This is a genomic window from Saccharopolyspora sp. 6M, assembly GCF_020176775.1.
GTDB classification, from domain to species: domain Bacteria; phylum Actinomycetota; class Actinomycetes; order Mycobacteriales; family Pseudonocardiaceae; genus Saccharopolyspora_C; species Saccharopolyspora_C gregorii.
In genome coordinates this window covers 1-25,940 of the sequence record NZ_JAIUJZ010000097.1, presented here as the reverse complement: position 1 = coordinate 25,940, position 25,940 = coordinate 1, and the positions used below count along the sequence as shown (strand labels likewise).

Sequence of the window (25,940 nt, the reverse complement as noted above, 5' to 3'; positions counted from 1 at the left end):
ACCGGGGGCCTTTCGTCGTTCCGGACGCCGTTCAGCCCGGGGGAGTGGTGGTGAGCACGTCCAGCACGGCCCGGATCGCGGGACGCCGGCCCGCGCCGGTGCGCCACACCACGTGGACCCGCCGGGACAGCGCCGGGCGCACGGGCACCACCCGCACTCCGCCGGGCAGCCGGCCGCGGCCGAGACGGGGGATGATCCCGATGCCCTGGCCGGCGGCGACCAGCGCCAGTTGCGTGGAGTGCTCCGCCACGGTGTGCGCGATCAGCGGTTCGACGCCCCGGCTGCGCAGCGTGTGCAGCAGCCAGGCGTGGCAGATCGAACCGGACGGCCAGCTGATCCACCGCTGGCCCGCGACCTCGTCGAGATCGATCTGCTCGCGCCCGGCCGAAGGATGCTCGGCGGGCAGCGCCACGTCCACCTGGTCGTCGAACAGCGCGGTCGTCGCCAAGCCGTCCGGCACGACCAGCGGCTCCGTCGCCCAGTCCTGCACCAGGGCGACGTCGACGGCACCGCGGGCCACCGCCGGGATCGACTCGCCCGGGTCCTGCTCGCGCAGTTCGACGCACAGCTCGGGGTGGCGTGCCGCCATCCGGGCCATGACTTCGGGGAGCAGGCCCCTGGCGGCGGTGGCGAAGGAGGCCACGGCGAGCGTGCCGTAAACCCGGCCGCGGTGTTCTTCGAGATCAGCCCTGGCTTCTTCGACCAGGGCGAGGATCCGCTTGGCGTGGTCCACCAGCCGGTGACCGGCGTCGGTGAGGCGCACCCCGCGCCCGTCCCGCGCCAGCAGCCGCTGACCGGTCTCCTTCTCGAGCTTCGCCAGCTGCTGCGACGCGGCCGACGGGGTGACGACGAGCGTGGCGGCGGCCCTGGCGACCGATCCTTCGGTGGCGACCGCGTGCAGCAGCCGCAGGCGTTCGAGGTTCACGCAGGCCCTCACGAATAGATGAGAAGTGCTACTTGGTCGAGCTTAGAACAATTCGCTTTTCTCATCTGTCCGTCGCCAGCAAGCTGGAGTCGATCGGATCCGGGTGGAAGCGAGGTTCCTCACAGTGCGCGACACGACAGGTGCGAACTCCACCGAAAGCCCGCCGGCCGGGCTGCGCCGCCACCTCACGGTGGTCCCCGCCACGGCCCTCGCGGTCACCACGGTGATCGGTGGCGGCGCGCTGGTGCTGCCCGGTGCGGCGTTGCGCGAGGCCGGGAACGACGCACTGCTGGGCTGGGTGCTCGCGGCGGTGATCACCCTCCCGCTGATCTTCGTGTTCGCCAGGCTGGGGGCGGGGTTCCCGTCCGCGGGCGGCATCGCCGGCTTCGCCGGGGCCGGCTTCGGCCGGATCAGCGCGGCGGGCGTGGAGGTCGTGCTGATCGGCACCTTCGGCCTCGGGATCCCGGCGATCGCGCTCAGCGGTGGCGGGTACCTGGCGGCGGCGCTGAACTGGCCGGCGTCGCAGGCGTGGATCGGGGCGGTGGTGCTGCTCCTGCCGGTCGCGGCGATGCTCACGGCGGGCACGGCGCTGTCCGCGCGGGTGCAGACCGTGCTGGCAGCAGTCCTGACCGCCGCGTTGCTGGCGGTAGGCGCGCTGGGGCTGTTCGCGCCGGGCGCGCAGTTCAGCCCGCCGGACTTCGGGCCGGAGGGCTGGGGACACGCCTTCACCGTGGTCGGCATCGTCTTCTTCGGCTTCACCGGCTGGGAGATGATCGCGTTCACCACGGGTGAGTACCGCGATCCGCGCCGGGACTTCCCGCGCGTGGTGGCGCTGAGCTTCCTGATCGTGATCGGGGTGTACTTGCTGCTCGCGGCCGGTGTGCAGGCGGTGCTGGACCCCTCCTCGCCGCGGGTCGAGACCGCACCCCTGGCCGAACTGGTGGAGACGGCGTTCTCCCCGACCGCGGCCACGCTGGTCTCCGTGCTGGGGGTGCTGATCCTCGCCGCCAACTTGGTCGGCGCGGTGTGGGGCGCTTCCCGGCTCGTCTACTCGAGCGCGGACGAGGGGTTGCTGCCCCGCTCGCTGGCGGCGGTGAGCCGGGTCGGCGGAGTGCCGCGGCGGGCGGTCCTCGCCACGGTCGGCCTGTTCCTGCTGGTGGTGCTGTGCTCGGCCACCGGCCTGATCACGGTCACCGGCATGTTCGAGGTCGCGGGGCAGAACTTCTTCCTGCTCTACGTGTTGTGCGCGGCGGTGTACGGGAAGGTCGCGGACGGTGCGGCCGCCAGGGCGTTCGGGATCGTCCTCGCGGTGTGCCTGCTCGTCGTGGCGCTGGTCGGGTTCGACCTGATCACCATCGGCTACCCGATGGCGCTGTTCGCCGCGGGTGCGGGCGTGGGACTGGTCCGCGGCCGATGGACGTGACCGGCCCGGCCGCAGGCGGGGCGCACCGGGCGGCCGGCTGCGTCAGCTGCCCTCCTCACCGGGCAGCGGGTGCGGCCAGTCCTGCTCGGGGAGGAACCGGGTTTCCGGGTTCGGGCCCATCGGGCGGATCACGTAGTAGGCGCCGCCGGGACCTGCGGTCGACCCGTGCACGGTTCCCGCGGGCAGCGCGATCACCGCGCCGGGTGAGCAGCGCCGCTCGTGGTAGCCGGTCGCGGGGTCGTGCCAGAACAGGGTGAGCTCGCCCCGGATCACGTACAACCGCTCGTCGACGCTGTGCTCGTGCCAGCTGAAGGTCTTCCCCGGCCCGTCGTGCTGGAGCTCGACGGCACCTTGGTCGGGCAGCAGTGATTCCAGCTCACCGGGCAACGGGAGCGCCTCGGAGTCGATGATCGCCGGACCGGTCATGGTGGTTCCTTCCGTTCGCGCGGACAGCGGGCACCGCTGCTCCGCTGGGATTCCTCGGTCGGTATCGGGCAGGAAGTACTGGATCCACTCCCGGTTTCCCGGCTCCCCGAAATCACCGAGCCCGGAATGCGGTGCGACTCGGTCGTACCTGTCGAGCCGCTCCCGGATGATGCTCCGCGCATTCCTCCCCGCGGTCGTGTCCGCGGACAGCCCGTCGAACACGAAGCGCGGCTGGAAGGTGATCGCGAAGTGGCCGAGGTGTCGACTTCTCCGCAATTCGTGCGCCGGGGTGTTCGCGACCACGAAGAACGATTTCCCGAAGCAGGAGAATTCCCACGTGGGGCTCTCGGTGTCCTGGTCGATACCGGCGGGCCAGGGCTGTTCGTCGGCGTCGCGGACGGTGCGGAGCAGTCGCCAGAACTCCGCCCAGTGCGCGGGGAGGCCGCGGATCTCGGCATCGTGCTCGAAGAAGGTGACCAGCGAGGTGCGGCGTCCCAGTCCGGCGCAGCCGTCCGCGTACTCGCGCAGTGCGGCCACCAGGTCCGAGGCGCGGTGCCGCCCGCGGCGCACGAACGCGTAGCGCAGCGTGCCGCGGCGCACCGCGTCCACGCCGAAGATGCACGGGAACGGTTCTTCGGCATCCAGCATTCGCTGCTCGAATTCCGCGAGAGCGCGTTTTTCCCAGTCCTCGTCCGGGGTGCTGCCGGGGATCAGGAGTGCGGTGTCGAGCTGTTCGTGGGCGTCATCGGTCGTTCCAGTGGACACATGTTCCCCCAGGGTGGCTGCGTCGCTCGGTGGCTGCGTCGCTCAGTGGTAAGAGGAATCGGATTCCGATTCGCATCGTTCCGATTCGGCTTCGTCGGATTCGATCGACGGCTGGAATCGACTGCCCCCAGTGGATTCCGCTGCCGACCAGCATTCACCGATTCGGTACTGCGGGCAAGGACGCGGTCGACATCAGGCCCTGACGGAGTAATCACGCCCTGCGGGAGTGATCAAGCCCTGCCGGAGTGATCAGGCTCTGCCGGAGTGATCAGGCCCTGACGAAGTGATCAAGCCCTGCCCGCCGATCGGAGCGCTTCCCGGACCGGGTCCGGTGCAGGTGCTCAGGCGTTCCAGGTGACTTCGCAGGGCTGGTGCGGGCGGACGGTGTCGGTGCAATCGGGGCAGCGCGCGGTGATCGCGTCCACGGCCGCGTCCCGGCCGGCGAAGGGCACCTTGATCCAGCGGTTGCAGACGGTGGGCAGCAGCTGGCCACCGGGGAACGCGCCCGGTGCGAACTCCACCGCGTGCCGCACCTTCGCACCCGGCCCGACCAGCCAGTACACCGTTTCCCGCATCGCGCCTCCCCGAGCCTGGCGGTCCGGTGAACGCTAACCGCGATGGTGTGCGATCAGTAGATATCGGTGGAGTGAACCGACCGGTCTCGGTTGGTGACCGCACCCGCCCGGGGCGGCGGGGAGCGGACGCGTCCGCCGCCCGGCCGCGGGGGAGCGGTGACCGCACGTCCGAGGCCGGCGTTCGACCTCTTCGGCCGCCCGGCCACCGGGCTCGGCGAACGGCCCTTGGCTGCCGAGCGGGACTGTGCTGGGCTGGAAGCGTGACGAGGAGCCGGCCGGGAGGACGGGATGGCGGGCAACAGCCGGGACGCGGGGCGTTCGGTGACGGGGCGCGCGTTGAGCGTGCTCACCGCGTTCGACATCGAGCACACCAGGCTCACGCTGACCGCGATCGCCCGTCGTGCCGGGATCCCGCTGGCCACGGCGCACCGGCTCGTCGGCGAGCTGGAGTCCTGGGGCGCGGTGCAGCGCGCCGCGGACGGGTGCTATGAGATCGGGCTGCGGCTGTGGGAGATCGGCCTGCTGGCCCCGGTGCACACCGCGCTGCGAGCGGCGGCGCTGCCGCTGATGCAGGAGCTGTGCGAGCTGACCGGGGAGAACGTCCACCTGGCGGTGCGCGACCGGTGGGAGGCCCTCTACGTGGAGAAGCTGGCCGCGCCCCGTTCCGTCCCGATCATCTCGCGCGCCGGCGGCCGGCTGCCGCTGCACCCGACCGGCGTGGGCCGGGTGCTGCTCGCGCACGCGCCCGCGCGGGTGGTGCAGGAGTACTGCGAGGGCGGGTTGACCAGGCACACGCCCTACACGATCACCGAGCCCGGCAGGCTGGCGCGGGAGCTGCAGGCCGTGCGCAGTCGGGGGTTCGCGCGAACGTCGGAGGAGATGACGCTCGGTAATTGCTCGGTGGCGGTTCCGGTGCGGGGCGGCGGGGGCGCGGTCGTCGCCGCGCTCGGCTTGGTCGCACGCAGTGTCCGGACCGAACATTCCAAGCTGGTCAAGCCGTTGCTCCCCGCGGCGGAGGCGATCGGGAAACGACTGGCCGAGCACGATCCGGCCCGTTCCGACGCTGGTTGAGCCGCGTTCGCGGATCGCGGAATCATCCCCTTCCGAGCGTCACCTGATTGGCCGCACCGCCGGACTGAAGTCGCTGAACCGCTCACCGACCGGTCACCGACCGCTCGCCGCCGCCGGTCGCAGGAGCACCGCGTCAGCGCAGAGGAATCGCCCTCGACCTGTTTTAGTCGAACTGCCTGGGAAGAACGAGTGCCGGGCGAGTGAGCACTTTTTGTTGCAGCCAGTGCATCGAGGGAGGCGGGGAGCCGTGACCGGAATGCCGGGACGTGCCACGGTCGACAACGAGGTCCGGATCAGCTCTACCCACGCACGATCTCCGCTCGATTTACCGGCCTCCATCGGCAGGCTGACCTCGCTGGCGGCCGACGCCCTCGCCTGGTCGGGCACGGTGCTGCCGCCGGTGAAGATGCTCGGCAGGCACGTGGTGCCGGTCGCCGAGCTCGTCCCCGACGCGCACGCCGAACGGCTGTGCTTCGGCAGCGAGCCGGTGCTGGACCGCGCGGAGATAGCGACCTGGGTGTGGCCGGAGATGGACGGCCGGGTGCCGCCGCCGAGCGCGCACCTGGTCGGGATGCTCGCGCCGGCGAGGCACTGGCGCACCGCGCTCACCGCGGCCGTGCCGTTCGCCCGGTTCACCAGCACCGCGATCATCGTGCCGAAGAGCGTGACGCTGGCGCAGGACTTCATGTCCACCTGCCTGATCCGGGCGCGGCAGTTCGGCGTGGCCGTGCTCAGCGCGGAGGCCGACGACGTGCAGGTCGAACTGCCGGGCCGCTCCTTCGCGGACGCCCCGCCGATCGAGCACACCGCCGTGTCCCGTTGGGTCAACGAGGTCGTCTACCAGCAGCTGCTCGCCGCGGAGGCCCCGGCTCCGTCCCGCAGCTGACGCCCGGTCCGGAGCGCGCGGTGGCCGCGCGCCCGGACCTAGGGTGGGGGCATGCGAATCGTGGTAGCCGGAGGACATGGGAAGATCGCCCGCCACTTCGGGCGGCTGCTCGCCGAGCGGGGTGACACGGCGGTCGGGTTGATCCGCGACCCGGCGCACGCCGACGACCTGCGCGCCGACGGGGCGGAACCGGTGGTGCTCGACCTGGAGTCCACCGACGCGGCCACCCTCGCCGCGCAGCTGACCGGTGCGGACGGGGTCGTGTTCGCCGCGGGAGCCGGGCCGGGCAGCGGCATCGAGCGCAAGGACACCGTGGACCGCGCCGGTTCGGTGCTGCTGGCCGAGGCCGCGCAGCAAGCGGGCGTGCGGCGCTTCCTGCAGGTGAGCGCGATCAACGTGGACCAGCCGAAGCCCGCGGACGTGGGCGAGGTGTTCAGCGCCTACCTGGACGCGAAGCTCGCCGCCGAGCAGGACCTGCGGGCGCGCGACCTGGACTGGACGATCCTGCGTCCGGGCTCGCTCACCGACGACGCGCCGACCGGCCGGGTCGAGCTCGCGGAGCGGACCCGCCGGGACGACATCACCCGCGCGGACGTGGCCGCCGTGCTGGTGGCCCTGCTGGACGAGCCGAAGTCGACCGGCCGCGTCCTCACGCTGATCAACGGGGACGTGCCGGTCGTCGACGCGGTGCGCGCCGCCGTCGCCTGACCGGGCGGCTTCCCGCGATCTCCGCCGGTCGTCGCCCGCCGACGCGTGCCGGGAGATCGCGGGGAGCCCGTTCAGCCCAGCACCCGGTCCAGGTACCGGTTGCGGAACAGCCCGCCCGGATCCAGCTCGGCCCGCAACGCCCGGAAGTCGTCGAAGCGCGGGTAGCGCTCCCGCAGGTCGTCGGCGGTGAGCCGGTGCATCTTCCCCCAGTGCGGGCGCCCGCCCGCCGCGTCCGCGATCGACCAGAACGCCTCGAACCACTCGCGGTGCGGCATGCCGGTGAACTGGTGCACCGCGATGTAGGCGCTCGGCCGCCGGTGCGCCGTGGACAGCCAGATGTCGTCGGCCGCGGCGACCCGCACTTCGACCGGGAACATCACCGGTTCGGCGAGCCGGGCGGCCGCGGCCCGCAGTTCGCCGAGGACGTCGGGCAGCGCGGCACGCGGTACCGCGTACTCCGACTCCAGGAACCGCACCCGCCGCTTCGTCACGAACACCCGGTGCGCGTGGTCGCTGTAGTGCCGGGCGGACCAGGTCGCCGCGCAGAACCGGTTGAGCGGGCGCACCAGCCGGGGCTGCAACCGGCCGAGGTGGCAGAGCGCGCCGAACGCCCGGTTCTCCACCACTTCGTACTCGACGAAGTCGCGGAGCCTGCCCAGCGGCCGCGGTGCGGCCCCGGCCGGCAGCCGGTTGTTGCGCTTGACCAGCGTCCGGCTGCTGTGCGGGAACCAGTAGAACTCGAAGTGGTCGTTGTCCGCGGCGAGCGGCTCGAAGCGCTCCAGCACCTCGTCCAGCGGTTCCGGCCGTTCGTCGGCGACCAGGTGGAACGCGGGGACGCAGCGCAGCGTGACGCTGGTGAGGACGCCGAGCGCGCCGAGGCCGATCCGGGCGGCGGCGAACAGGTCGGGGTGCTCGGTCGCCGAGCAGCGCACCGTCCGCCCGTCGGCGAGCAGCAGCTCCAGCCCGGTGACCTGGGTGGCGAGCCCGCCGAGCGCCGATCCGGTGCCGTGCGTGCCGGTGGAGATCGCGCCCGCCACGGTCTGCCGGTCGATGTCGCCCAGGTTGGGCAGTGCGAGCCCGAGCTCGCCGAGCTCGTGGTTGAGCCGGTGCAGCGGCGTGCCCGCGCGGACCGTCACGTGCGGTGGGTCGACGCGCTCGATGCCGCTCCAGTGCGCGAGGTCCAGGGCGAGCGCGCCGTCGTCGGGGGCGCCGACGCCGGTGAACGAGTGCCCGCTGCCGAGGGGGCGCACGGTGCGGCCGCCGCGGGCGGCGGTGCGCAGCAGGACGGCGGCTTCGGCGACGTCGCGGGGCCGGGCGGTGCCGCCGGGTGCGCGGCTGACGGTGCGGGCCCAGTTCGTCCAACCTGGTCGAGGCATTGCGGCAGACCTCCTGGTGGCCCGGGCGGTGCTGCTGCTCGAGGCCGGTGCGGCGGCGGTGCCGAAGAAATTAAGTGAATGAGATTCACATAACAACCCCCGGCCGCCTACCGTGGCGGAGTGGCCCACACCTCACCGCAGCCCGACCCGGAAGCCGACCGCGCCAGGCTCGACCGGGCTACCCGCGACCTCGACCCGCCGTTCGCCGTCGTCGACCTCGACGCGTTCCGGCACAACGCCGCGGACCTGCGCCGCCGCGCCGCCGGCACCCCGATCCGGGTCGCGTCCAAGTCCGTGCGCTGCCGGGACCTGCTCGGCCGGGTCCTCGGCACCCCCGGGTTCGAAGGGCTGATGGCCTACAGCCTGGCCGAAGCGCTCTGGCTGCACCGGGAAGGCGCCTCCGACGACATCCTCGTCGCGTACCCGACCGCCGACCGCGCTGCGCTGCGGGCGCTCGCCGCCGACCCGGCCGCCGCCGCGGCGATCACCCTCCTGGTCGACTCGGAGGAGCACCTCGACCACGTGGACCACGTCGTCGGGCCGCACCGCGAACCGCTGCGCGTCTGTCTCGAACTCGACGCCGCCTGGCACCCGATTCCCGGCGGGATCGCGCACGTCGGCCCCCGCCGGTCGCCGGTGCACACCCCGGCCCGGGCCCGCCGGTTCGCCGAGCGGATCGTGCGGCGCGACGGGTTCCGGCTGGTCGGGATCATGGCCTACGAAGGGCAGATCGCCGGGCTCGGCGACGCCCCGCCCGGGAAACCGCTGCTCGCGTCCGCGCTGCGCTGGATGCAGCGCCGGTCCGCCGCCGAACTCGCCGAACGCCGCGCCGATGCGGTCGCCCGGGTGCGCGCGGTGGCGCCGCTGGAGTTCGTCAACGGCGGCGGCACCGGCAGCATCGAGACGACCGGCGCCGAGCGCAGCGTCACCGAGATCGCCGCCGGTTCCGGGCTCATCGGGCCGACCCTGTTCGACGCCTACCGGGCGTTCCGGCCGCGTCCCGCCGTGCTCTACGCGCTGCCGGTGGTGCGCAGGCCGAGCCGGTCGTTCGCCACGTTGTTCACCGGCGGCTACATCGCCTCCGGCCCCACCGGGCCGAGCCGGGCGCCGAGCGTGCACCTGCCGCGCGGGTTGAAGCTGACCGCGGCCGAAGGGGCCGGGGAGGTGCAGACCCCGGTGTCCGGGGCGGCGGCGCGGCGGCTGCGGATCGGCGACCGGGTGTGGCTGCGGCACGCGAAGGCGGGCGAGCTCGCCGAGCGGTTCGCCCAGTACCACCTGGTGGAGGGGAACCAGCTGGTCGGCGCCGTGCCCACCTACCGGGGCGAGGGCATGTCGTTCGGCTGATCGTCGGGCATCCGGTTCGACAGGTAGCCGCGCACCAGTTCCTTGGTCTCGGCGACGAGCTGCGGATCGCCCGCCGGGTCGCGGCGGAACGCCAGGTTCAGCACCGCGTCGGCCGCTTCCACGGCCACCGACAGCGGCAGCAGCAGCTGCTCGCCGTCCAGCGGGAACCGCTCGCCGAGCAGCGCGACGAGCTTGTCGGCGATCACCGCGTTGTTGTCCTTGCTCTCGTCGAGCAGCCGCAGGTCCACCACGTCGCCGAAGTGCAGCCTGCTGAACGCGGGCACGTCGCGGTGCATGGTGATGTACACGTCGATCACCGTGTCCACCGCGTCCCACCAGTTCGCGAGCTCGGCGGTGGCGAAGCGCTCGCCGATCGCCTCCACGAAGCGGTTCAGGTTGCGCCGGGTGAGCTCCTGCACGACCGCCCGCTTGTCCGGGAAGAACTGGTACAGCGAGCCGACGGCGACGCCGGCGCGTTCGGCGATCAGGGTGGTGGTCACCCCTTCGTAACCGAGCTCGTCGATGAGCTGGGCGCAGGACTCCAGCATCTTCTCCACGCGCTGGGTGCTGCGCTGCTGGACGGGTTTGCGCCGCAGCGGTGCGACTTCGGCGGACAAGGCGTCTCCTTGATCACTCGTGCGGACCGTCGTGGGAGGGGCGTCCGGCGGGGTGCGCGGTGGACGGTCGGCGTACTCCCCGTTGCGGTCCCGCCGCGAGATCATCCCAGGTCCTTGCGTCCGAGATCATCTCAATCGACGAGATCACCATCCTCGGAGCCGGTTCGCGCGCGGGCGGAACCGCGCCCCCGGCCGGAGCGCCGGTGCTCGTCGTTCCGGATCGGGGGTGGTGCGGGACGACGGTGCGCAGCGCTCGGTCGATCGGGACCCAGTGTGCCGCGCGCTCCGTCCGCGCAGGCAGTGGACATGCCGGGGCCGGTGTCCACCGAAGGGGTGCCGCTGGGCGGGGGCGTCCCGCTCGGCGGAAGGGGTGCCTTGCGGATCCAGATCACCCTCATAGTGTTCCAGGTCACTGCTATCGGGTCGGGGTTACGGTACGGGCGTATGCATTCGGTCACGTTGCCGACGCGCATTGTCACTATCTAGCGTGAGTCGACCTCCCCGAGCTGTGATGGAAAGGTGATCGTGAGCTACTGCGGCGTCGCGCCTGGTTCTCCCCGCATCCGCACTCCCCGCGACTTCGCGCCGGGGCGCACCGCCGGCCAGGACCGGATCGCCCCCAGCAGAATTCCGGCGGCGCACCACCACCCCGCTCCGCCCGGCCCGCGCGCGTTCCCCGCGCCGGCACCGCGCCAGCTCGCCCGGTGACCGCGCACACGCCGGTCTCCCGGCCGAGCACCGCAGCGCTCCCGGCCGCACTGGTCCCGATGTGGACGGACCGGCCGGCCCAGGACCTGTGGTCGCCGCTGCCGGTGCCGGAAGCCGACCGGATGTTGCACGACGGCGGGTACCGGCTGCGCCTGCGCCGGCACGGCGGGGAGTTCCGGCTCGTCGGCGACGGCGCGGGCGACGGTCTGCCGCTCGGTCCCGAACCGACCTGGGCCGAGCTGTACCGGCTGCTGGTCCGGTTGCGCCGCAGGCGGCGGCACCACGACCCCGACTGGCTGCGGGCGCTCACCGGCACCCTCGGTGCGGCGCTCCCGCCGCGCACCGGCCCCGACGATGATCCGCTGCCGCGCGCGGTGCGCGAGGACCCGGTGCTGCGGATGCACTGCGCCACCGTCGTCCCCGGACCCGCGCGCCGTGGCGCGGAGACCGGCCCGCGCGGTGGTGCGCTGCCGTCTCCGCCGCATCCGCAGCACCCCGGCGGCACCGTCGCGGTGCGGCCGGACGCGCTGCTGGCGCCGGGACCCGACGGGGCGCCCGGGCTGCTGCGGCTGGTCATCGACAACCGCTTCGGGCACCGGGAGCACGAGCTCGGGTTCTTCCTGGAGCACTTCGTCCGCCCACCGCTGCGGGCCTTCCGGCACGCGCTGGAGCACCGGCGCACCGCGCTGTTCGCGGCGGACGGCGCGGACTCCGCCCCGCTCGCCTTCGAGCTGTCCACCGAGCTGGAGGCCACCGGGCGCGTCGTCACCTCCGCCGCCGTCGCCGAACCCGACGAGCAGGCGGTGCGTTCCGCCGCGCGGGCGCTGCTCGCGGTGCTCGCCGAACTCGCCGACGGCTTCCGCCGCATCGGCTACCCGCTGCCGCGCGGCGAATCGGTGCGCGCCGGCATCGACCGGGTGCTCGACCAGGAGCTGCGGCACCTCGACCGGCGGACCGCGCGGCTGCTGGCCCGCACCGACCTGCGCGCCCACGCGCACTCGGTCGACCCGGACCAGCACGAGGTGCTGCGCCAGGTGCTCGACACCGTGCAGGACCGGACCCGGCGCCGCCGCTGGGAACCGGAGCGCCCGCGCCCCACCGTGGTCATCGACCTCGACCTGTGCGGCATCGTCCCGCTGCGGCGCACCGTCGAAGCCACCCGCGCCGTGTCCGGGCCCCGGCCCGGCGCGCCGCACGGCATCCCCGAGCTCGCCGACCCGGACGCGCTGCCGGTGCTGCCGACCTACGTCGAATCGACCTGGCCCACCTTCCTCGACCGCACCGGGCTGGCCGAGAAGTACCCGGCGGTGGACTGGCGAGCGGTGCACGCCGAGTTCTTCCGCGCCTTCGCCCGGCCCTGGCAGCGGCTGCGCACCGACGAGGTCAACGCCGGGTTGGCCCGCTTCACCTGGGACGTCCGGGACGCAGGCGGGCAGGTCGTGTTCTGCACCGGCCGCCGCGAACGGGTCCGCGAGCACACCGCGGCCGTGCTGCGGGACGCGGGCGTGCCGGACGCGCCGCTGCTGTGCATGCCCGACGAACGCACCCGGCCGATCCCGGAGCTGAAGGTGGCGCGGCTGCGCGGGCTCGGCGAGCTCGACGTGGTCGCCGTCTTCGACGACCTGCGGGACAACCGCACCGCGCTGGTCGCGGAGTTCCCCGGCGCGCTCGCCGTCGCGGTGGAAGTGCCCGGGCTCGTGCACGAACGCGTCCCGGGACGGCCGCTGCCGGACGGCGCCCCGGCGATCGCCACCTTCGAAGTGGAACCCCGGCCGCGCGCGGGCGGATCCGGCCCGGGCCTGCTCTCGCACACGCATTCCTTGGAGGAGCTGCAGATCGGCGCGCTGCGGTCGAACCGCTCGGCGCAGCGCTGGGCGGTGCACCTGGGCCGGGACGCCGCGCTGGAGCTCGCCGGGCACGTCCTCGCCGACGCCGACCGCGCCGCAGACCGGGTGGCCCGCGCCGCCCGCGACCGGTTCCGGCTCGACGAACCCGCGCCCGAACCGGAGCACCGGGAACGGGTGGTGCACGCGCTGCACCACGTGCTGGGCCGCAAGCAGTTCCTCAAGGGGGCGCGGTCCAACTACCAGGTGGAGCACCTGCGCCGCGACGTCGAACCGTTCCTGCGCGCGGGCGAACCGATCGACGTGGTGCTGCTGGGCTTCCCCATCAAGCAGTGCCTGAACGGGCTGAAGGCGAGCGGGCCGCTGCCCGACCTCGCCGAGTTCGGCGGGCTGGCGCGGTTGCGCGAGATGCAGCGCGCGGCGAGCGCGGTGCACCCGCCGGGGTTGCGGTTCCGCATCCTCACCGATGGCAGGCACTTCCGGCCGCGGCCGCTGTCGATCACCGGCACCTACAGCGCGATCCTGCGCGAGTACGCCGACCTCGCCGGGCTGGGGGAGGCGGCCACCATCGAGGAGGTGGACGCGGTCGCGGCCCGGCGGCTCGACGTGGACCTGCCCGCCGAGCGGGCCGAGCGCACCGCGCGGCACCGGCGGCTGCTGGCGGACGCGCTGCGCGGGCTGGACATCTCCGAGGACCCGCTGCGCACCCTCGACCAGGTGGACCGGCGCGCGGACGGCGTCCCGGAGGAGGTCGCCGCCTCGGTCCTGATGTTCCGCGAAATGCTGATGTCGGTGGTGTTCTCCGTCCCGCTGTCGGTGCCGGAGGGCGTCGACCGGGCGAACTGGGCGCGCGCGGTCTACGCGAACGTCTACGACCTGGACGGGGGCGCGGTGCCGCCGCTGCTGCGGCAGTCGCGGGTGGAGGTGCTGCGCCGTGCCTGGCACACCGTCGTGCGCTACCTGGCGACGATGCGGGTCGATGAGGAACTCGGCTACGAGGAGCTGCTGTTCCCGAACCGGGTGCGGCTCACCGTCAGCGCCGCGCGGCCCGGCCGCTGCGGGTTCACCTACCTCGGCGGGTCCGGGCTGCTGCCGTGGCAGGGCACCGGCGCGCTGGACCGGCGCGGCCGGATCGGTGCCGACTTCGCGGTCTCGTTGCAGGACAGGGGATTCGTGCCGGTGTACACGCCGCTGCTCGGGCCGCGGCAACCGTGGTTCGCGGTGCCCGCGGAGCACACCCGGCTCGGCGCGGGCGGCGGGATGCGCCTCGACCCCGAGTTCGCCGCCACGGCTCGGCTGCGCCGCAAATGACGGGCCGGACCTGACGGACGGGGTCTGAAGACAAGAAAGGTCCCGGCGCTCGTCCGGGGAAACGAGCACCGGGACCCCTCGTCCACCCCGGCGCCCCTTCGGGGAAAGGGGAACCGGAGTCGTTGGAATCCGCGGACCGGTACCGGTCGGGGGAGGGGAGTGCTGCAGCACCGGCCCGCGGAAGACTCGTGCGGCGGCGGATCTCCTGAGCTCGCGGAGTCCTTCGGGGGAACTCGGAGCGGGGCGGGGATCGGAGCTCTTCGGGGGAGCCCGGACGCCTTCGGGGATCAGGAGACCTTCGGGGCGCCGCCAGCACGTCCACTGTGGAATTGGAAGTTGTGTGGTGGCCGACGACCACTGCAGTGGTCGGGGGTGCACGGCGATGGTTCGCCGGCCACCGGGGCGGTGGCTCGATCCGTCCGGTTCGGGGAGGGAGTGGTGCTGACCGGGGGACCGAGCGACCGCCGGTCTACGGCACCGGCGCCGCCGGGCGCAGCTCGTGCGCCGGTCGCTGGTGCCGTGCGGGACGGGGTGCGAGGGCTCCCGCGACCAGGTGCTCGTAGGCCGAGCGCCACACCGAGCACGGTGCGCTGCGGGGTCGCCATCGGGAAGAGCACTCGATGCAGTTGCCCTTGTCGTCGGTGTCGTGCGCGGCCAGCAGCGTCCGCCATCCCTCGGTGAGCCGGGGGAGTTCGGAACGCGCCACGGACAGCAGGGACGGGGCGTCCGCGCGGTTCGCCAGCTCGCTCAGCACGTCGAGCCGCTCCCACACCGCGTTGCGCAGCACCTGACCCAAGATCTCGTCCACCGCAACCTCACCGTCACTTTCTCGCCTGCTCAGCGGCCCGCCGTAGTGCGCTGCTCAACTCGCCGACTCCATCGGTCGACAGCACCACGGTGCGGCCGGGCGGTCCGACGAGAACCACCCTGTCCCGGTTGACCAGCACGGTGAGGTAGCGGCGGATGTGCCCCACGTCGCGACACAGCACCCGCCACCAACGACGGCGGTCGGGGGATCCCGCCGCGGAACCGGCCTGTTCGGGCACCGCCGCGTTCGCGGTGACCTCCACGCCGCCCCGGGGGTCGGACTCCGTCATCCCGTCCACTGCCGTTCGGGTTCCTCTCCGTGCTCGGTTGCTACCGATGACTAGATTGGAATGCGTCGAACGCGGGCGGTAGCCGGTAGGCGATGACCGGCTCAACGGCGACGACGAACGGTCGGTGGACTTCACCCCCACCGATCACCTCTGCCGATACGCACTTCACCGGCTCGTCGAAGTGCCCTTACTCTGCGACCGACGCCCGTGCAGAGTGTGAGGGGGTCTAAATGAACACCATCGGTTCGAACGGCTCGCCCGTTACACGAGACGTCTGGGACGGCCGTGAGATGCGGGACGCGTTGGCGGCGCGGAACGTCAGCGAGATCTACCGGCAACTGCGCCGGATCGGGGTTTCGCAGCGCCAGATCGCGGCATCGACGGGCCAGTCGCAGTCCGAGGTCTCGGAGATCCTGAAGGGCCGCCAGGTCATGGCTTATGACGTGCTGGCCCGAATCGCCGACGGCCTCGGGATACCGAGGGGGTACATGGGCCTCGCCTACGACGGGGCGACGGCAATGAGGGTCGCGAAGTCGAACAGCGGCCCCCAGGCTGAGGAGGACGAGTCGGTGAAGCGTCGGAAGTTCCTGTCCCACGCGGCCGCGGTGACCATGGGTGCCGCGGTCTTCGGGACGGAGGAGAGCACCTGGGTGCCGAGCAATGTGCAGACGCCTGCTCCGATGCGCATCGGCATGACCGACGTGCAGCAGATCCAGGCGGCCACCAAGGCGTTGCGCGACCTGGACTACCGCTACGGCGGCGGCACCTGCCGCGACGCCGTGGTCGCCCAGCTCTCCTGGGCCCAGCAGTTGCTCGACGCCAACGCGTCCGACCAGGTCAAGCGCAAGCTCTACGTGTCGCTGGCGGACATGCACAGCCTGGCGGGCTGGACCTCCTTCGACACGGGTCTGCTGGACCCGGCGCGCGGCCACTTCGGCAAGGCGCTGGAGTTCGCCAAGCAGGCCGAGGACGACAGCCTCGTGGCGAGCGTGCTGTACCGGATGGGGCGCGTCTACCTGCACTACCAGGAACCGAACGAGGCGCTGAAGCTGTTCCAGCTCGGCCAGATCGCCGCGCAGGAATCCGGTTCCTCGCTGACGGTCGCGGTGCTGTGCGCGAACGAGGCCTGGGCCTACGGGATGCTCAACAAGCCCGACCAGGTGCAGAAGATGGTCGGCCGGACCAAGGACGAGTTCGCCAGGGCGAACGTGGCCGAGGCCCCGGACTGGGTGCGGTTCTTCAACGAGAACGACCTGCACGGGATGATCGGCTCGGCGCACGACGCGCTGGCCGTGTTCGATCCGGACCGCTACGCGCCGCTCGCCGTCGCGGAGACGATCAAGTGCAACGAGGCGTACGGCGCCGACATGCAGCGGACCCACGTCTTCGGGCTGAGCCTGCAGGCCACCAACCACATCCGGGCCGGTGACCTCCAGGAGGGCATCAAGGTCGGGCGGTCGGCGCTGCAGATCGGCGAGAAGGTCAAGTCGGCCCGCGTCGCCGACCGGCTCAAGCCGCTGGAGCTGGAAGCCGGGCGGCACCGGATGAACTCCGACGCCCGCGACCTGTCCGAAGAGATCCGCCGCTTCCGCGAGGCGTGAGACCGGTGCGCGGCAGGCGGTTCGGCGCGCGGTCCTCGCGCGATCAGGTCAGCGCCGGTTTCCCGGGCGCGGTGCAGCGGCACGACCGGGCTGGCCCCCGATGACGTCGGGGACCCGCTCGGCGGAGGGCCGCTACACGCGGCCGAAACTGGCTTTGGCACTGGCGGAGGTGTGCGCGGCCGCGGGGCTCGACCCGCGGGGCGCTCGGCTGGTGCGGTTCGTCAACAACGGCGTCTTCCTGCTGCGCGAGCACCCGGTGATCGTCCGGATCGTGCTCGCGCCGTCCTTCGCCTACCGCGCGGTGAACGTGGTGGAGGCCGGCCGGTTGCTCGCCGAGCACGGGGTTCCCGCCGTGCGGTTGCTGCCGGGGGTGCCGCAGCCGGTGCGCACCGGCGGGCACCTGGCGACGTTGTGGCAGGCGGTCCCGGAGGTGGGACCCGCCCCGGACGGCGCCGACCTGGGCCGGTTGCTGCGGCAGGTGCACGACCTGCCGCAGCCCTCGACCTTGCCGCGCTGGCAGCCGATGCCGGACGTGCGCCGGAGGCTGGCCGACGCCGAGGAGCTGGACGCGGCGGACCGGGCCTTCCTGGAGCAGCGCTGCGACGACGTGGAGGCGCGGCTGGCGGAGCTGGACTTCCCGCTGCCGCCGTCGGTGGTGCACGGCGACGCGCACCTGGGCAACCTGATCGCGGGGCCCGAAGGGCCGCTGCTGTGCGACCTGGACTCGTTGTGCGTGGGGCAGCCGGAGTGGGACCTGACGCCGATGGCGGTGGGCATGCTCCGGCTGGGCGCGCCCGCGGAGCGGTACCACCGGCTGGCGGAGGTCTACGGCTTCGACGTCACCGCGTGGTCCGGGTTCCCGGTGCTGCGGGACCTGCGCGAGCTCAAGATCACCGTGAGCGTGCTGCCGATCCTGCGCAGCAACCCCGGGGTGCGCGACCAGCTGCGGAGCCGGTTGCGCTCGATGCGGGAGGGTGACGCAGCGGCTCAGTGGGAGCCCTACAGGTAGCGGTTGATGCGTACGATCGGGCGAAGTTCATCGACGAGCGGGGGCCGTGTCGGTGATTCTTGGTGACGAGCGAGGTCTGAAGTAATACGTATGTGTGAGTGTCTGCGGCACGGGGGGCCCGGATGGACGTGATGACCAGGAACGTCGCGCGGATGCGGCGCAAGCTCACTTGGCGCGGGCGCAAGGCGCTGGACTCGGCGCGGGTGCTCGACGACGTGGTGAACAGCGAGGTCCGGCTGGTGCCGGGGCTCAGCGGGGAAGCGCGGCAGCGCGCCGTGGACCACCTCGCGGAGCTCGTGCAGCTGAGCCAGGCCTACCGGCACTACTCCTACGGCTGGATCAGCCGGCGCGAGCTGGAACGCCGCGGCCGGGGTGCGCTGGGCCGGTTGGAGTCGCTCTCCTCGTCCGGGGCGCAGCAGCTCACCGAGCACGAATGACCGTTCGGCGACGAACCGATCTTTTCCACCCAGCGGAAAACGAGCCCGGAGTTCGGCCGGGCTGAAGTGCCGCGGGCGTTCCTGGGGGCGCGCTCCGCGGCATCGTCCGACTCTAGTTCGGCTCGGCGGCCGCTGCACCGCCGAACGTGGCACCTTCCCGAGCGGGAGCGGGGCGCCCCTTCCGGAGCGGCCCGCCCGGTCGGCTACTCGCCCGACCTGCCCAGCCGCAGCGCCAGCACCAGGCCGAGCGCGACGAGCACCACGGCCCCCGCGATCCACGGCCAGATCGGCATCCCGCCGCCCGAGTCGGGCTCGGCCCGGTCGGCGTCCGGCGGCGGCGCCGGGGTGCCGGTGCCCGCCTCGGTCAGGGTGAAGCCGCGCTTGCCGCTGACCGGGTGGCCGTCGTTGGACAGCACCCGGTAGCCGATCGTGTACTCGCCGGCCGGCCCGAGCGGGCGCACCGGCGCGACGACCTCGGTGCCTTCGACGCGGACCTGCCCGTCGGTCCAGAAGCTGCCGTCCGGGCCGACGACGGTGATCGTGTTGTAGCCCTCGCCGGAGCGCACCGGCTGGTCGAAGGTGAGCCGCACCTCGGCGGGGCCGGAGCTCAGCTGCGCGCCTTCCGCGGGGTCGCTGCCGACGAGGGTGTTGTGCGCGAACGCGGGGCCCGCCGCGCCGAGCAGCGCCGCGAAGGTCAGCGCGGTGATCGCGAGCAGTCGCCTCATGCCCGGCCCCCGTTCTTGCGGCGGGCGGCCAGCAGCGCACCGGCGCCGAGTCCGAGCCCGAGCGCGCCGACGGCGAGCCCGGCACCGCCGAGCACCCGCGCGGTGTCGTCCGCTCCGGCCGGTTCGGCCTCCGCCGCGTCCTCGTGGCCGTCGTGCCCGGTGCCGTCCGGCGCCGAGCCGTGCCCGTGGCCCGAGCCGTCCCCTTCGACCAGGGCCAGCGCCGGTGCCGGGTGCTCGGGCTCGGAGCCGTCCGCGGCAGGCGGCTGGTCCCAGCGCACGACCTCGCCGCTGTCGTAGGTCTGCTCGGTGGGCAGCAGCAGCCGGTCGGTGTCGGTGGGGAAGGTGCCGAGGGTGGCTTCGAACTCCTGGAACTGGTCGGGCGCGATGGCGGTGCCGGGGCGCGCGGTCCAGGTGATGCCGGAGACCGCTTCGGTGACCTGGGCGCCCGCCACGTCGACGGGCCGGTCCAGCCGCACCTTCCGCACCTCGGCGGTCCAGCCGGGCAGCGGCTTGGTGCGCACCGAGCTCAGCGGGTGGTCGAGGGGGAGCGCGACGTGCACCCGCACGGTGCTCGCGTCGGGCCGCTCGTTCGGGACCCGGAACGCGATCTTGGCGTGGCCGCCCTGCTCCGCCTGCTCGGGGGTCGCGCTGACGTGCGCGGCGGCGGTGCCCGCCCCGGCGATCGCGGTGAATGCGATCGCGGCGGTGACGCCGGTCGTGCGGAACAGAGATCGAGTTGTGGACATGGAGATCTGGACTCCTGATCTGTGCGGTTTCGCACATCAATTCAAGAATTGCGAATCGATCGGGGATACGAATGGGCAACGATCCGGGTGCCGTTCGGTGTCATCCCGGTCCGCCGTTCGGCGGTTCCGGCGGTCCGCGCAGAGCGTGGATCCGCTGCCGGATCAGTTGTTCGATCAGGAGGAGCGGCTCCGCCGGGAGGCAGATCGCGAATCTGGTCGTTACAGGCGGTAACGGCGCTGGCATCTTCCGCGGAAGCGTCAGCCTTAAGGTTGAAACGATTACAAAGAGTGCATCCTCGGCCCGGTGCAGCAGGACGGCTACCAGGAGCCCCGCGAGGACGTGACCCAGGGTCATCGTAACGGGGTCCAGTGGCAGTCCGCGCAGGGGTGCCGAGTCCGAGTGCGAGGCCGCTAGCTGCAGGAACAAGTGAAGTGACACCTGCCCGACACCGACTGCCCCTACAATGCTCCACAACCCTCGCCTGCGGTCGGCGAGCGCCAACCCGGCTCCGGACAACAAGGCGGTGATCAAAATGGTGGTTCCGAGATCGGGTGTGGAACCACCCGCGGCTGCATGTGCGGCTACTGATAGTGACGCCGAGGTGGCCGTCAGTACCAGCCCGCGCAGCGCACGAGCAGCGCCACGCGCAGGGATGGAACGGGTCGCCACGGATGTCCAGCCTAGATGTCGGTTCGGCCACGCTGAGCGCAAGTGAGCTTGCCTTGATCCGCCGAATGGGTCACGGTTTATGGGTTGCGGACGGTCGGGAATTCTTCCTGCACGAGCAGACAGTGACAGGTGAATAGTGTTCCGGCCGTCGTGACGTGAGGTACGGAGAGGAGGGGGCGTCGCGAGTTCGGGCGCCGGAACCTGTGTCGACTGAAGCAGATCTACGAGAGGGTGGCTCGTCGGGCCACGCAACGGAACCATCGGGGTCACCCGAGTTCATCGGCAAGCCGAGGACGGACTGGACCGTCTTCGGAGTCACCGCCGCCATCATGTTCATCCTGGTGGCGTGGGGGTCGGTGGGCACCGAGTCGCTGAGCGGCTTCGCCGAGAGCGCGCTGGAGTGGCTGGTCACCAACACCGGCTGGGGCTTCGTCCTCGCCGCCACGGGCTTCGTCATCTTCGCCCTGTTCCTGGCGTTCAGCCGGTACGGGCGCATCCCGCTGGGTGCTGACGGTGAGAAGCCGGAGTTCAGGACGATCTCCTGGATCGCCATGATGTTCAGCGCCGGCATGGGCATCGGCCTGATGTTCTACGGCGTCAGCGAACCGCTGACGCACTTCATGACCCCGCCCCCCGGCACCGTCGAAGGCGGTACCGATGCGGCGGTGGGCACCGCGATGGCGACCTCGCTGTTCCACTGGACCCTGCACCCGTGGGCGATCTACGCGGTGGTCGGGCTGGCGATCGCGTACAGCAGCTTCCGCCGCGGTCGCAAGCAGCTGATCAGCGCGGTGTTCATGCCGCTGATCGGCAAGCGCAACGCCGAGGGCCCGATCGGCAAGCTGATCGACATCCTGGCGCTGTTCGCCACGCTGTTCGGCTCGGCCGCCTCGCTGGGCCTGGGCACGCTGCAGATCCAGTCGGGCATGCAGGCCGCGGGCTGGATCGGGCAGACCAGCACCGTGCTGCTGGTGCTGATCATCGTCGTGCTGACGATCTGCTTCATCGCCTCCGCGGTGTCCGGCGTCTCCAAGGGCATCCAGTGGCTGTCGAACATCAACATGGTGCTCGCGGCGGTGCTGGCGATCTTCGTGTTCGTGGCCGGCCCGACCGTGCTGATCCTGAACCTGCTGCCGACCTCGCTGGGCGCGTACATCAGCGACTTCGGCGAGATGGCCTCCCGCGCCGGTGCGACCGGTGGCGACGAGATGCACTCGTGGCTGTCCAGCTGGACGGTCTTCTACTGGGCGTGGTGGATCTCCTGGACGCCCTTCGTCGGCATGTTCATCGCCCGGATCAGCCGCGGCCGCACGATCCGCCAGTTCATCGGCGGCGTGCTGCTGGTGCCCAGCGTGGTGAGCCTCATCTGGTTCGCGATCTTCGGCGGTGCCGCGATCGACACCGGCAAGGCCGACCCGGCCATCGTCAACGGCGGCGCCGAGGCGCAGACCTTCACGGTGCTGGAGCACCTGCCGCTGCCGCTGGTCACCTCGGTGCTGGTGATGATCCTGGTCGCGATCTTCTTCGTGTCCGGTGCCGACGCCGCCTCGGTGGTCATGGGCACCCTCTCGCAGCGCGGCTCCATCGAGCCGAGCCGCTGGGTGGTCATCTTCTGGGGTGCCGCGACCGGTGCGGTCGCCGCGATCATGCTGGTGATCGGCGGTGGCGAGGACGACGCGCTCTCGGGCATCCAGAACCTGACGTTCATGGGTGCGCTGCCGTTCGCGATCGTCATGGTGCTGCTGTGCGTGGCGCTCACCAAGGACCTGCGCAGCGATGAGATGACGCTGCGGGACGAGAAGGGCGCCGAGGTCCTGGAGCAGGCCGTCATCGCCGGTACCGAGGAGCACGACGGCGAGTTCCAGCTCGTCACGACTCCTGCGGAGACCGAGGAGGACGGCGCCGAGGGCGGCTCGGGCGAGTCGGCGGCGAAACCGGGGGCGGCCACCACGTGAGTTTCCTGGATTACGTCGCTTCCAGGTGGCAGCAACTGCTGGTGGACTCCTACCAGCACGCCAGCATGGTGGTGCAGTGCATCGTGCTGGCGACCATCGTCGGCGTCCTGGTCGGGGTTGCGGTGTACCGCAGCCCCGCCGGGGCCGCGGTGGCCACCGCCCTGTCCAGCGCAGTGCTGACCATCCCCTCGTTCGCCCTGTTCGGCCTGCTCATCCCCGTGCTGGGGCTGGGCGTCGCGCCGTCGGTGGTGACCTTGGTGCTGTACGCGCTGCTGCCGATCGTCCGCAACACCATCGTCGGGCTGTCTACAGTCGACCAGCCGATCCTGGATGCCGCGCGCGGCATCGGCATGAACCGGTTCCGGGTGCTGACCAGGATCGAACTGGCGCTCGCCTGGCCCGGGATCCTCGCCGGCATGCGGGTGAGCACCCAGATGCTGATGGGCATCGCCGCCATCGCCGCGTACGCGAAGGGGCCCGGCCTCGGCAACCTGATCTTCAGCGGCCTGTCCGGCCTCGGCAGCGCGAACGCGTTGAACATGGCGCTCGCGGGCACGCTCGGCGTGATCGTGCTGGCGCTGCTGCTGGACGCGGTGTTCGTGCTGCTCGGACGCCTGACGACTTCGAGAGGTATTCGTGGCTGAGAACAACAAGCCCGACACCGACGACCGCGCCGGCGGTCACGGCGTCGAAATCCGCCTGGAGGAGGTCTCCAAGCGGTACCCGGGCCAGAAGCTGTCCGCGGTCGAATCGGTCACCATGACGATCCCCGCCGGTGAGACCGTCGTGTTCGTGGGCCCCTCGGGCAGCGGCAAGACCACCACCATGCGCATGATCAACCGGTTGATCGAGCCCACCTCGGGCCGGATCACCATCGGCGGCCAGGACGTGCTCGGCCTGGACCCGGACAAGCTGCGCCGCGAGATCGGCTACTCGATCCAGCAGGCCGGGCTGTTCCCCCACATGACGGTGGGCGAGAACGTGGGCATGGTGCCCGGCCTGGTCGGCTGGACCAAGCAGCGGACCGTGGAGCGGGTCGACGAGATGCTCGACCTGGTCGGCCTGGACCCCGCCGAGTACCGCGGCCGCTACCCGCGGCAGCTCTCCGGCGGGCAGCAGCAGCGCGTGGGCGTGGCCCGGGCGCTGGCGGCCGACCCGCCGGTGCTGCTGATGGACGAGCCGTTCGGCGCGGTGGACCCGATCACCCGCGGCGTGCTGCAGGACGAGCTGATGCGGCTGCAGGCCGACCTGGGCAAGACGATCGTGTTCGTCACCCACGACTTCGACGAGGCCGTCAAGCTCGGCGACCGCATCGCGGTGCTCGGCGAGCGGTCGAAGATCCTGCAGTACGACACGCCCGAGGCGATCCTGGCGAACCCGGCCGACGACACCGTCGCGGGCTTCGTCGGCGCCGGTGCCGCGCTCAAGCAGCTCACGCTGCGCCGGGTGCGGGAGATCGAACTCGGCCAGGTGCCGACCGCCGGGATCGACGAGCAGCCCAGCGCGCTGCAGGAACGCCTCGGCACCCGGCGCGGCGCCATCGGCCTCGTGCTGGACCGCCGCAAGCGGCCGCTGCGCTGGGCCACCGCCCGCGAAGCCGGTGCCGTCTCCTCGCTGGAGCGGGCCGGCCGCGCCGTGGAGGACAGCGTCTCGCCCGCCTCCACGCTGCAGGACGCGCTGGAGGCCATCCTCACCGACGACGACGGCGTCGCCGTGGTCACCGGGTCGCGCGGGGAGTACGTCGGCGTCGTCGACATCGACACCGTGATGACGACGATCAAGGACCTCCGCGAGGAGCACGCCGACGACCACGCCGATCAGCCCGCCGACGCCGGGGACCGGTCATGAGCGGTTCCTACGCCGCCGACTCCGGGTCCCGCACCGCGGAACGGCTGCGCCTGTTCGCGCAGCCGCTCGTGGCGCTGCTGCTGGTCGTGGTCGTCGTCGGCGTGGCGTTCACCCACCGGGACAACGTCGTCACCAGTCGGAACATCACCGCCTCCACGCTGCTCACGCTCACCTGGCAGCACCTGCTGATGAGCGTGGCGGTCGCGTTGATCGTGGTGCTGGTCGCGGTGCCGCTGGGCATGCTGCTCAGCCGGTCGTGGGCGCGGCGGGTGAGCCCGCTGATCATCGGTCTGGCGAACATGGGCCAGGCGGCGCCGTCGGTCGGTCTGCTGGTGCTGTTCTTCCTGCTCACCAACGGAACCACCGGGTTCTGGATCGCGACGCTGCCGATCGCCGTGTACGCCCTGCTGCCGGTGCTGCGCAACACCCTGGTCGGCCTCCAGCAGGTCGACCCGTCGCTGATCGACGCGGGGCGCGGTATCGGCATGTCCGGGTTCTCGGTGCTCGTCCGCATCGAACTGCCGCTGGCCGTGCCGTTCATCCTGGCCGGGCTGCGGACCGCGCTGGTGCTGGCGGTCGGGACCGCCACGCTGGCCTGGTTCGTCGGCGCGGGCGGGCTCGGCGAGCTGATCGACACCGGGTACAAGCTGAGCAACTGGACGGTGCTCTCCGTCGGCGCGGTGCTGGCCATGGCGCTGGCCCTGCTGGTCGACTGGCTCGGCGGGCTCGCCGAGCGGTACCTGTCACCGAGGGGGCTCCGATGATGCGTGGAACACCGATGTCCCGCCGAGGCGCGCTGAAGCTGTTCTCGGCCGCCGCGGCGGGCGCGGCGCTCACCGGCTGCGGGCTCAGCTCGGGCTCGTCGGTGCCGCTGAGCGTCCGGCCCGGCTCGATCAAGCCGGTCCCGGAGCTGGAAGGCGTCCCGCTCACCGTCGGCTCCAAGGACTTCACCGAGCAGATCGTGCTGGCCTACATCGCCGAATTCGCGCTGGTGGCCGCCGGTGCGGACGTGCGGGACCTGAGCAACATCACCGGTTCCGCGAGCGCCCGCAACGCGCTGGTCAGCAAGCAGATCGACGTGGTGTGGGAGTACACCGGCTCGTCCTGGATCAGCTACAACGGCAAGACCGACCCGATCCCGGACGCGATCGCCCAGTACGAGGCGGTGCGCAAGCTCGACATCGAGCAGAACGGGGTCACCTGGTTCGCGCCGTCGCTGAACTCGGACAACACCTACGCGCTCGCGCTGAACCGGGAGAACGCGGACCGGCTCGGCGTGCACACGCTGTCCGACCTCAAGCGGCTCGGCCAGGAGAAGCCGGACGAGCTGTCGTTCTGCCTGGAGAGCGAGTTCGCCAGCCGCAACGACGGCATGCCGGGCGTCGCGGAGACCTACGGGTTCGCGGTCGATCCGGGCCGGGTGGAGACGCTGAACACCGGCACCATCTACACGGCCACGGCGACCGGCAAGGCCTGCAACTTCGGTGAGGTGTTCACCACCGACGGCCGGATCCAGGCGCTGGACCTGAAGGTGCTGGAGGACGACAAGAAGTTCTTCCCGCGCTACAACCTGGCCGTCACGGTGCGGGTCGACATGCTGGAGAAGTACCCGCAGCTGGAGGACGTGTTCCAGCCGATCTCGGACCGGTTGAACAACCAGGAGCTGCTGGACCTCAACGCCGGGGTCGACGTGGACGGCCGGGACCCGGCCGACGTCGCCCGCGACTGGATGGTGCGGCAGGGGTTCGTCACGCTCTGACGACCCGCCTCCGACGCGGGCGGGGGGGGGGGGGGGGGGGGGGGGGGGGGGCGCGCGGCGGGGGGGGGGGGGGGGCCGGGCCCCCCCCCCCCGCCCGCGGGGGGCGGGGGGGGG

23 protein-coding genes are annotated in these 25,940 nt (G+C 72.1%); 14 read left to right on the top strand and 9 right to left on the bottom strand.

Annotated elements, in window-relative coordinates:
* Window positions 1–31: 31 nt before the first annotated feature.
* Window positions 32–925, bottom strand: a complete 894-nt coding sequence (locus LCD31_RS14900) for a LysR family transcriptional regulator (RefSeq protein WP_224958819.1) — start codon at window positions 923–925, stop codon at window positions 32–34.
* A gap of 124 nt (window positions 926–1,049) precedes the next feature.
* Here LCD31_RS14900 and LCD31_RS14895 point away from each other — a divergent pair, with 124 nt between their 5' ends.
* Window positions 1,050–2,348 carry an APC family permease gene (locus tag LCD31_RS14895; RefSeq protein ID WP_224958818.1) on the top strand — a complete coding sequence of 433 codons (1,299 nt, stop codon included), beginning with the start codon at window positions 1,050–1,052 and terminating at the stop codon, window positions 2,346–2,348.
* A gap of 42 nt (window positions 2,349–2,390) precedes the next feature.
* Here the strand turns inward: LCD31_RS14895 and LCD31_RS14890 are convergent, their stop codons facing one another.
* Window positions 2,391–3,539, bottom strand: a complete 1,149-nt coding sequence (locus tag LCD31_RS14890) for a YqcI/YcgG family protein (RefSeq protein ID WP_224958817.1) — start codon at window positions 3,537–3,539, stop codon at window positions 2,391–2,393.
* A 341-nt stretch (window positions 3,540–3,880) separates the two neighbouring features.
* Window positions 3,881–4,114 carry a hypothetical protein gene (locus LCD31_RS14885; protein ID WP_224958816.1) on the bottom strand — a complete coding sequence of 78 codons (234 nt, stop codon included), beginning with the start codon at window positions 4,112–4,114 and terminating at the stop codon, window positions 3,881–3,883.
* Between the two features lie 288 nt (window positions 4,115–4,402).
* Between LCD31_RS14885 and LCD31_RS14880 the strand changes: the two genes are divergently transcribed.
* The 3 genes from LCD31_RS14880 to LCD31_RS14870 all read left to right on the top strand — a co-directional run bounded on the left by LCD31_RS14880 (window position 4,403) and on the right by LCD31_RS14870 (window position 6,779).
* Entirely contained in the window at window positions 4,403–5,185 is a 783-nt protein-coding gene (locus tag LCD31_RS14880; protein ID WP_224958815.1) for an IclR family transcriptional regulator, read from the top strand.
* 256 nt (window positions 5,186–5,441) lie between these two features.
* Window positions 5,442–6,071, top strand: a complete 630-nt coding sequence (locus tag LCD31_RS14875) for a hypothetical protein (RefSeq protein WP_224958841.1) — start codon at window positions 5,442–5,444, stop codon at window positions 6,069–6,071.
* Between the two features lie 51 nt (window positions 6,072–6,122).
* Window positions 6,123–6,779, top strand: coding sequence for an SDR family oxidoreductase (locus tag LCD31_RS14870; protein WP_224958814.1), 657 nt, complete (start codon window positions 6,123–6,125; stop codon window positions 6,777–6,779).
* Window positions 6,780–6,850: 71 nt separating this feature from the next.
* Here LCD31_RS14870 and LCD31_RS14865 read toward each other — a convergent pair whose 3' ends face one another.
* Complete coding sequence (locus LCD31_RS14865; protein ID WP_224958813.1) at window positions 6,851–8,155, bottom strand: D-arabinono-1,4-lactone oxidase; 1,305 nt, start codon at window positions 8,153–8,155, stop codon at window positions 6,851–6,853.
* A 120-nt stretch (window positions 8,156–8,275) separates the two neighbouring features.
* Here LCD31_RS14865 and LCD31_RS14860 point away from each other — a divergent pair, with 120 nt between their 5' ends.
* Window positions 8,276–9,499, top strand: coding sequence for an amino acid deaminase/aldolase (locus LCD31_RS14860; RefSeq protein ID WP_224958812.1), 1,224 nt, complete (start codon window positions 8,276–8,278; stop codon window positions 9,497–9,499).
* On the opposite strand, the gene LCD31_RS14855 is transcribed toward LCD31_RS14860, so the two are convergent.
* On the bottom strand, window positions 9,469–10,116 hold the full coding sequence (locus LCD31_RS14855; RefSeq protein WP_224958810.1) for a TetR family transcriptional regulator: 648 nt from the start codon (window positions 10,114–10,116) through the stop codon (window positions 9,469–9,471). The genes LCD31_RS14860 and LCD31_RS14855 overlap by 31 nt on opposite strands.
* A 704-nt stretch (window positions 10,117–10,820) precedes the next feature.
* On the opposite strand from LCD31_RS14855, the gene LCD31_RS14850 reads away from it, so the two are divergent.
* Window positions 10,821–13,979, top strand: a complete 3,159-nt coding sequence (locus LCD31_RS14850; RefSeq protein WP_224958808.1) for an L-tyrosine/L-tryptophan isonitrile synthase family protein — start codon at window positions 10,821–10,823, stop codon at window positions 13,977–13,979.
* 469 nt (window positions 13,980–14,448) lie between these two features.
* On the opposite strand, the gene LCD31_RS14845 is transcribed toward LCD31_RS14850, so the two are convergent.
* Both LCD31_RS14845 and LCD31_RS14840 read right to left on the bottom strand, forming a co-directional pair.
* Complete coding sequence (locus tag LCD31_RS14845) at window positions 14,449–14,787, bottom strand: hypothetical protein (protein ID WP_184483943.1); 339 nt, start codon at window positions 14,785–14,787, stop codon at window positions 14,449–14,451.
* A gap of 13 nt (window positions 14,788–14,800) precedes the next feature.
* Window positions 14,801–15,076, bottom strand: a complete 276-nt coding sequence (locus LCD31_RS14840) for a hypothetical protein (RefSeq protein WP_224958806.1) — start codon at window positions 15,074–15,076, stop codon at window positions 14,801–14,803.
* Window positions 15,077–15,306: 230 nt separating this feature from the next.
* Here LCD31_RS14840 and LCD31_RS14835 point away from each other — a divergent pair, with 230 nt between their 5' ends.
* The 3 genes from LCD31_RS14835 (at window position 15,307) to LCD31_RS14825 (ending at window position 18,123) form a co-directional block, all read left to right on the top strand.
* Complete coding sequence (locus tag LCD31_RS14835; RefSeq protein WP_224958804.1) at window positions 15,307–16,677, top strand: helix-turn-helix transcriptional regulator; 1,371 nt, start codon at window positions 15,307–15,309, stop codon at window positions 16,675–16,677.
* 100 nt (window positions 16,678–16,777) lie between these two features.
* Window positions 16,778–17,686 (top strand): phosphotransferase enzyme family protein, encoded by a 909-nt coding sequence (locus LCD31_RS14830; RefSeq protein ID WP_224958802.1) that lies wholly within the window; start codon window positions 16,778–16,780, stop codon window positions 17,684–17,686.
* 131 nt (window positions 17,687–17,817) lie between these two features.
* Window positions 17,818–18,123, top strand: coding sequence for a hypothetical protein (locus tag LCD31_RS14825; RefSeq protein WP_224958800.1), 306 nt, complete (start codon window positions 17,818–17,820; stop codon window positions 18,121–18,123).
* A 203-nt stretch (window positions 18,124–18,326) separates the two neighbouring features.
* Here LCD31_RS14825 and LCD31_RS14820 read toward each other — a convergent pair whose 3' ends face one another.
* Complete coding sequence (locus LCD31_RS14820; protein ID WP_224958798.1) at window positions 18,327–18,848, bottom strand: copper resistance CopC family protein; 522 nt, start codon at window positions 18,846–18,848, stop codon at window positions 18,327–18,329.
* Window positions 18,845–19,594 carry a YcnI family protein gene (locus LCD31_RS14815; RefSeq protein WP_224958796.1) on the bottom strand — a complete coding sequence of 250 codons (750 nt, stop codon included), beginning with the start codon at window positions 19,592–19,594 and terminating at the stop codon, window positions 18,845–18,847. Before LCD31_RS14815 ends, LCD31_RS14820 begins: the two co-directional genes overlap by 4 nt.
* Before the next feature lie 948 nt (window positions 19,595–20,542).
* On the opposite strand from LCD31_RS14815, the gene LCD31_RS14810 reads away from it, so the two are divergent.
* From LCD31_RS14810 to LCD31_RS14790, 5 genes are read left to right on the top strand one after another with little or no spacing between them, the layout of a single operon-like run.
* Complete coding sequence (locus LCD31_RS14810; protein WP_308011284.1) at window positions 20,543–22,219, top strand: BCCT family transporter; 1,677 nt, start codon at window positions 20,543–20,545, stop codon at window positions 22,217–22,219.
* Complete coding sequence (locus LCD31_RS14805) at window positions 22,216–22,863, top strand: ABC transporter permease (protein WP_224958793.1); 648 nt, start codon at window positions 22,216–22,218, stop codon at window positions 22,861–22,863. The genes LCD31_RS14810 and LCD31_RS14805 overlap by 4 nt, the downstream gene beginning before the upstream one ends.
* Complete coding sequence (locus tag LCD31_RS14800; protein ID WP_224958792.1) at window positions 22,856–24,067, top strand: ABC transporter ATP-binding protein; 1,212 nt, start codon at window positions 22,856–22,858, stop codon at window positions 24,065–24,067. Before LCD31_RS14805 ends, LCD31_RS14800 begins: the two co-directional genes overlap by 8 nt.
* Window positions 24,064–24,831, top strand: a complete 768-nt coding sequence (locus LCD31_RS14795; protein ID WP_224958791.1) for an ABC transporter permease — start codon at window positions 24,064–24,066, stop codon at window positions 24,829–24,831. Before LCD31_RS14800 ends, LCD31_RS14795 begins: the two co-directional genes overlap by 4 nt.
* Window positions 24,832–24,845: 14 nt before the next feature.
* Entirely contained in the window at window positions 24,846–25,826 is a 981-nt protein-coding gene (locus tag LCD31_RS14790; RefSeq protein ID WP_224958790.1) for a glycine betaine ABC transporter substrate-binding protein, read from the top strand.
* Window positions 25,827–25,940: the final 114 nt, after the last annotated feature.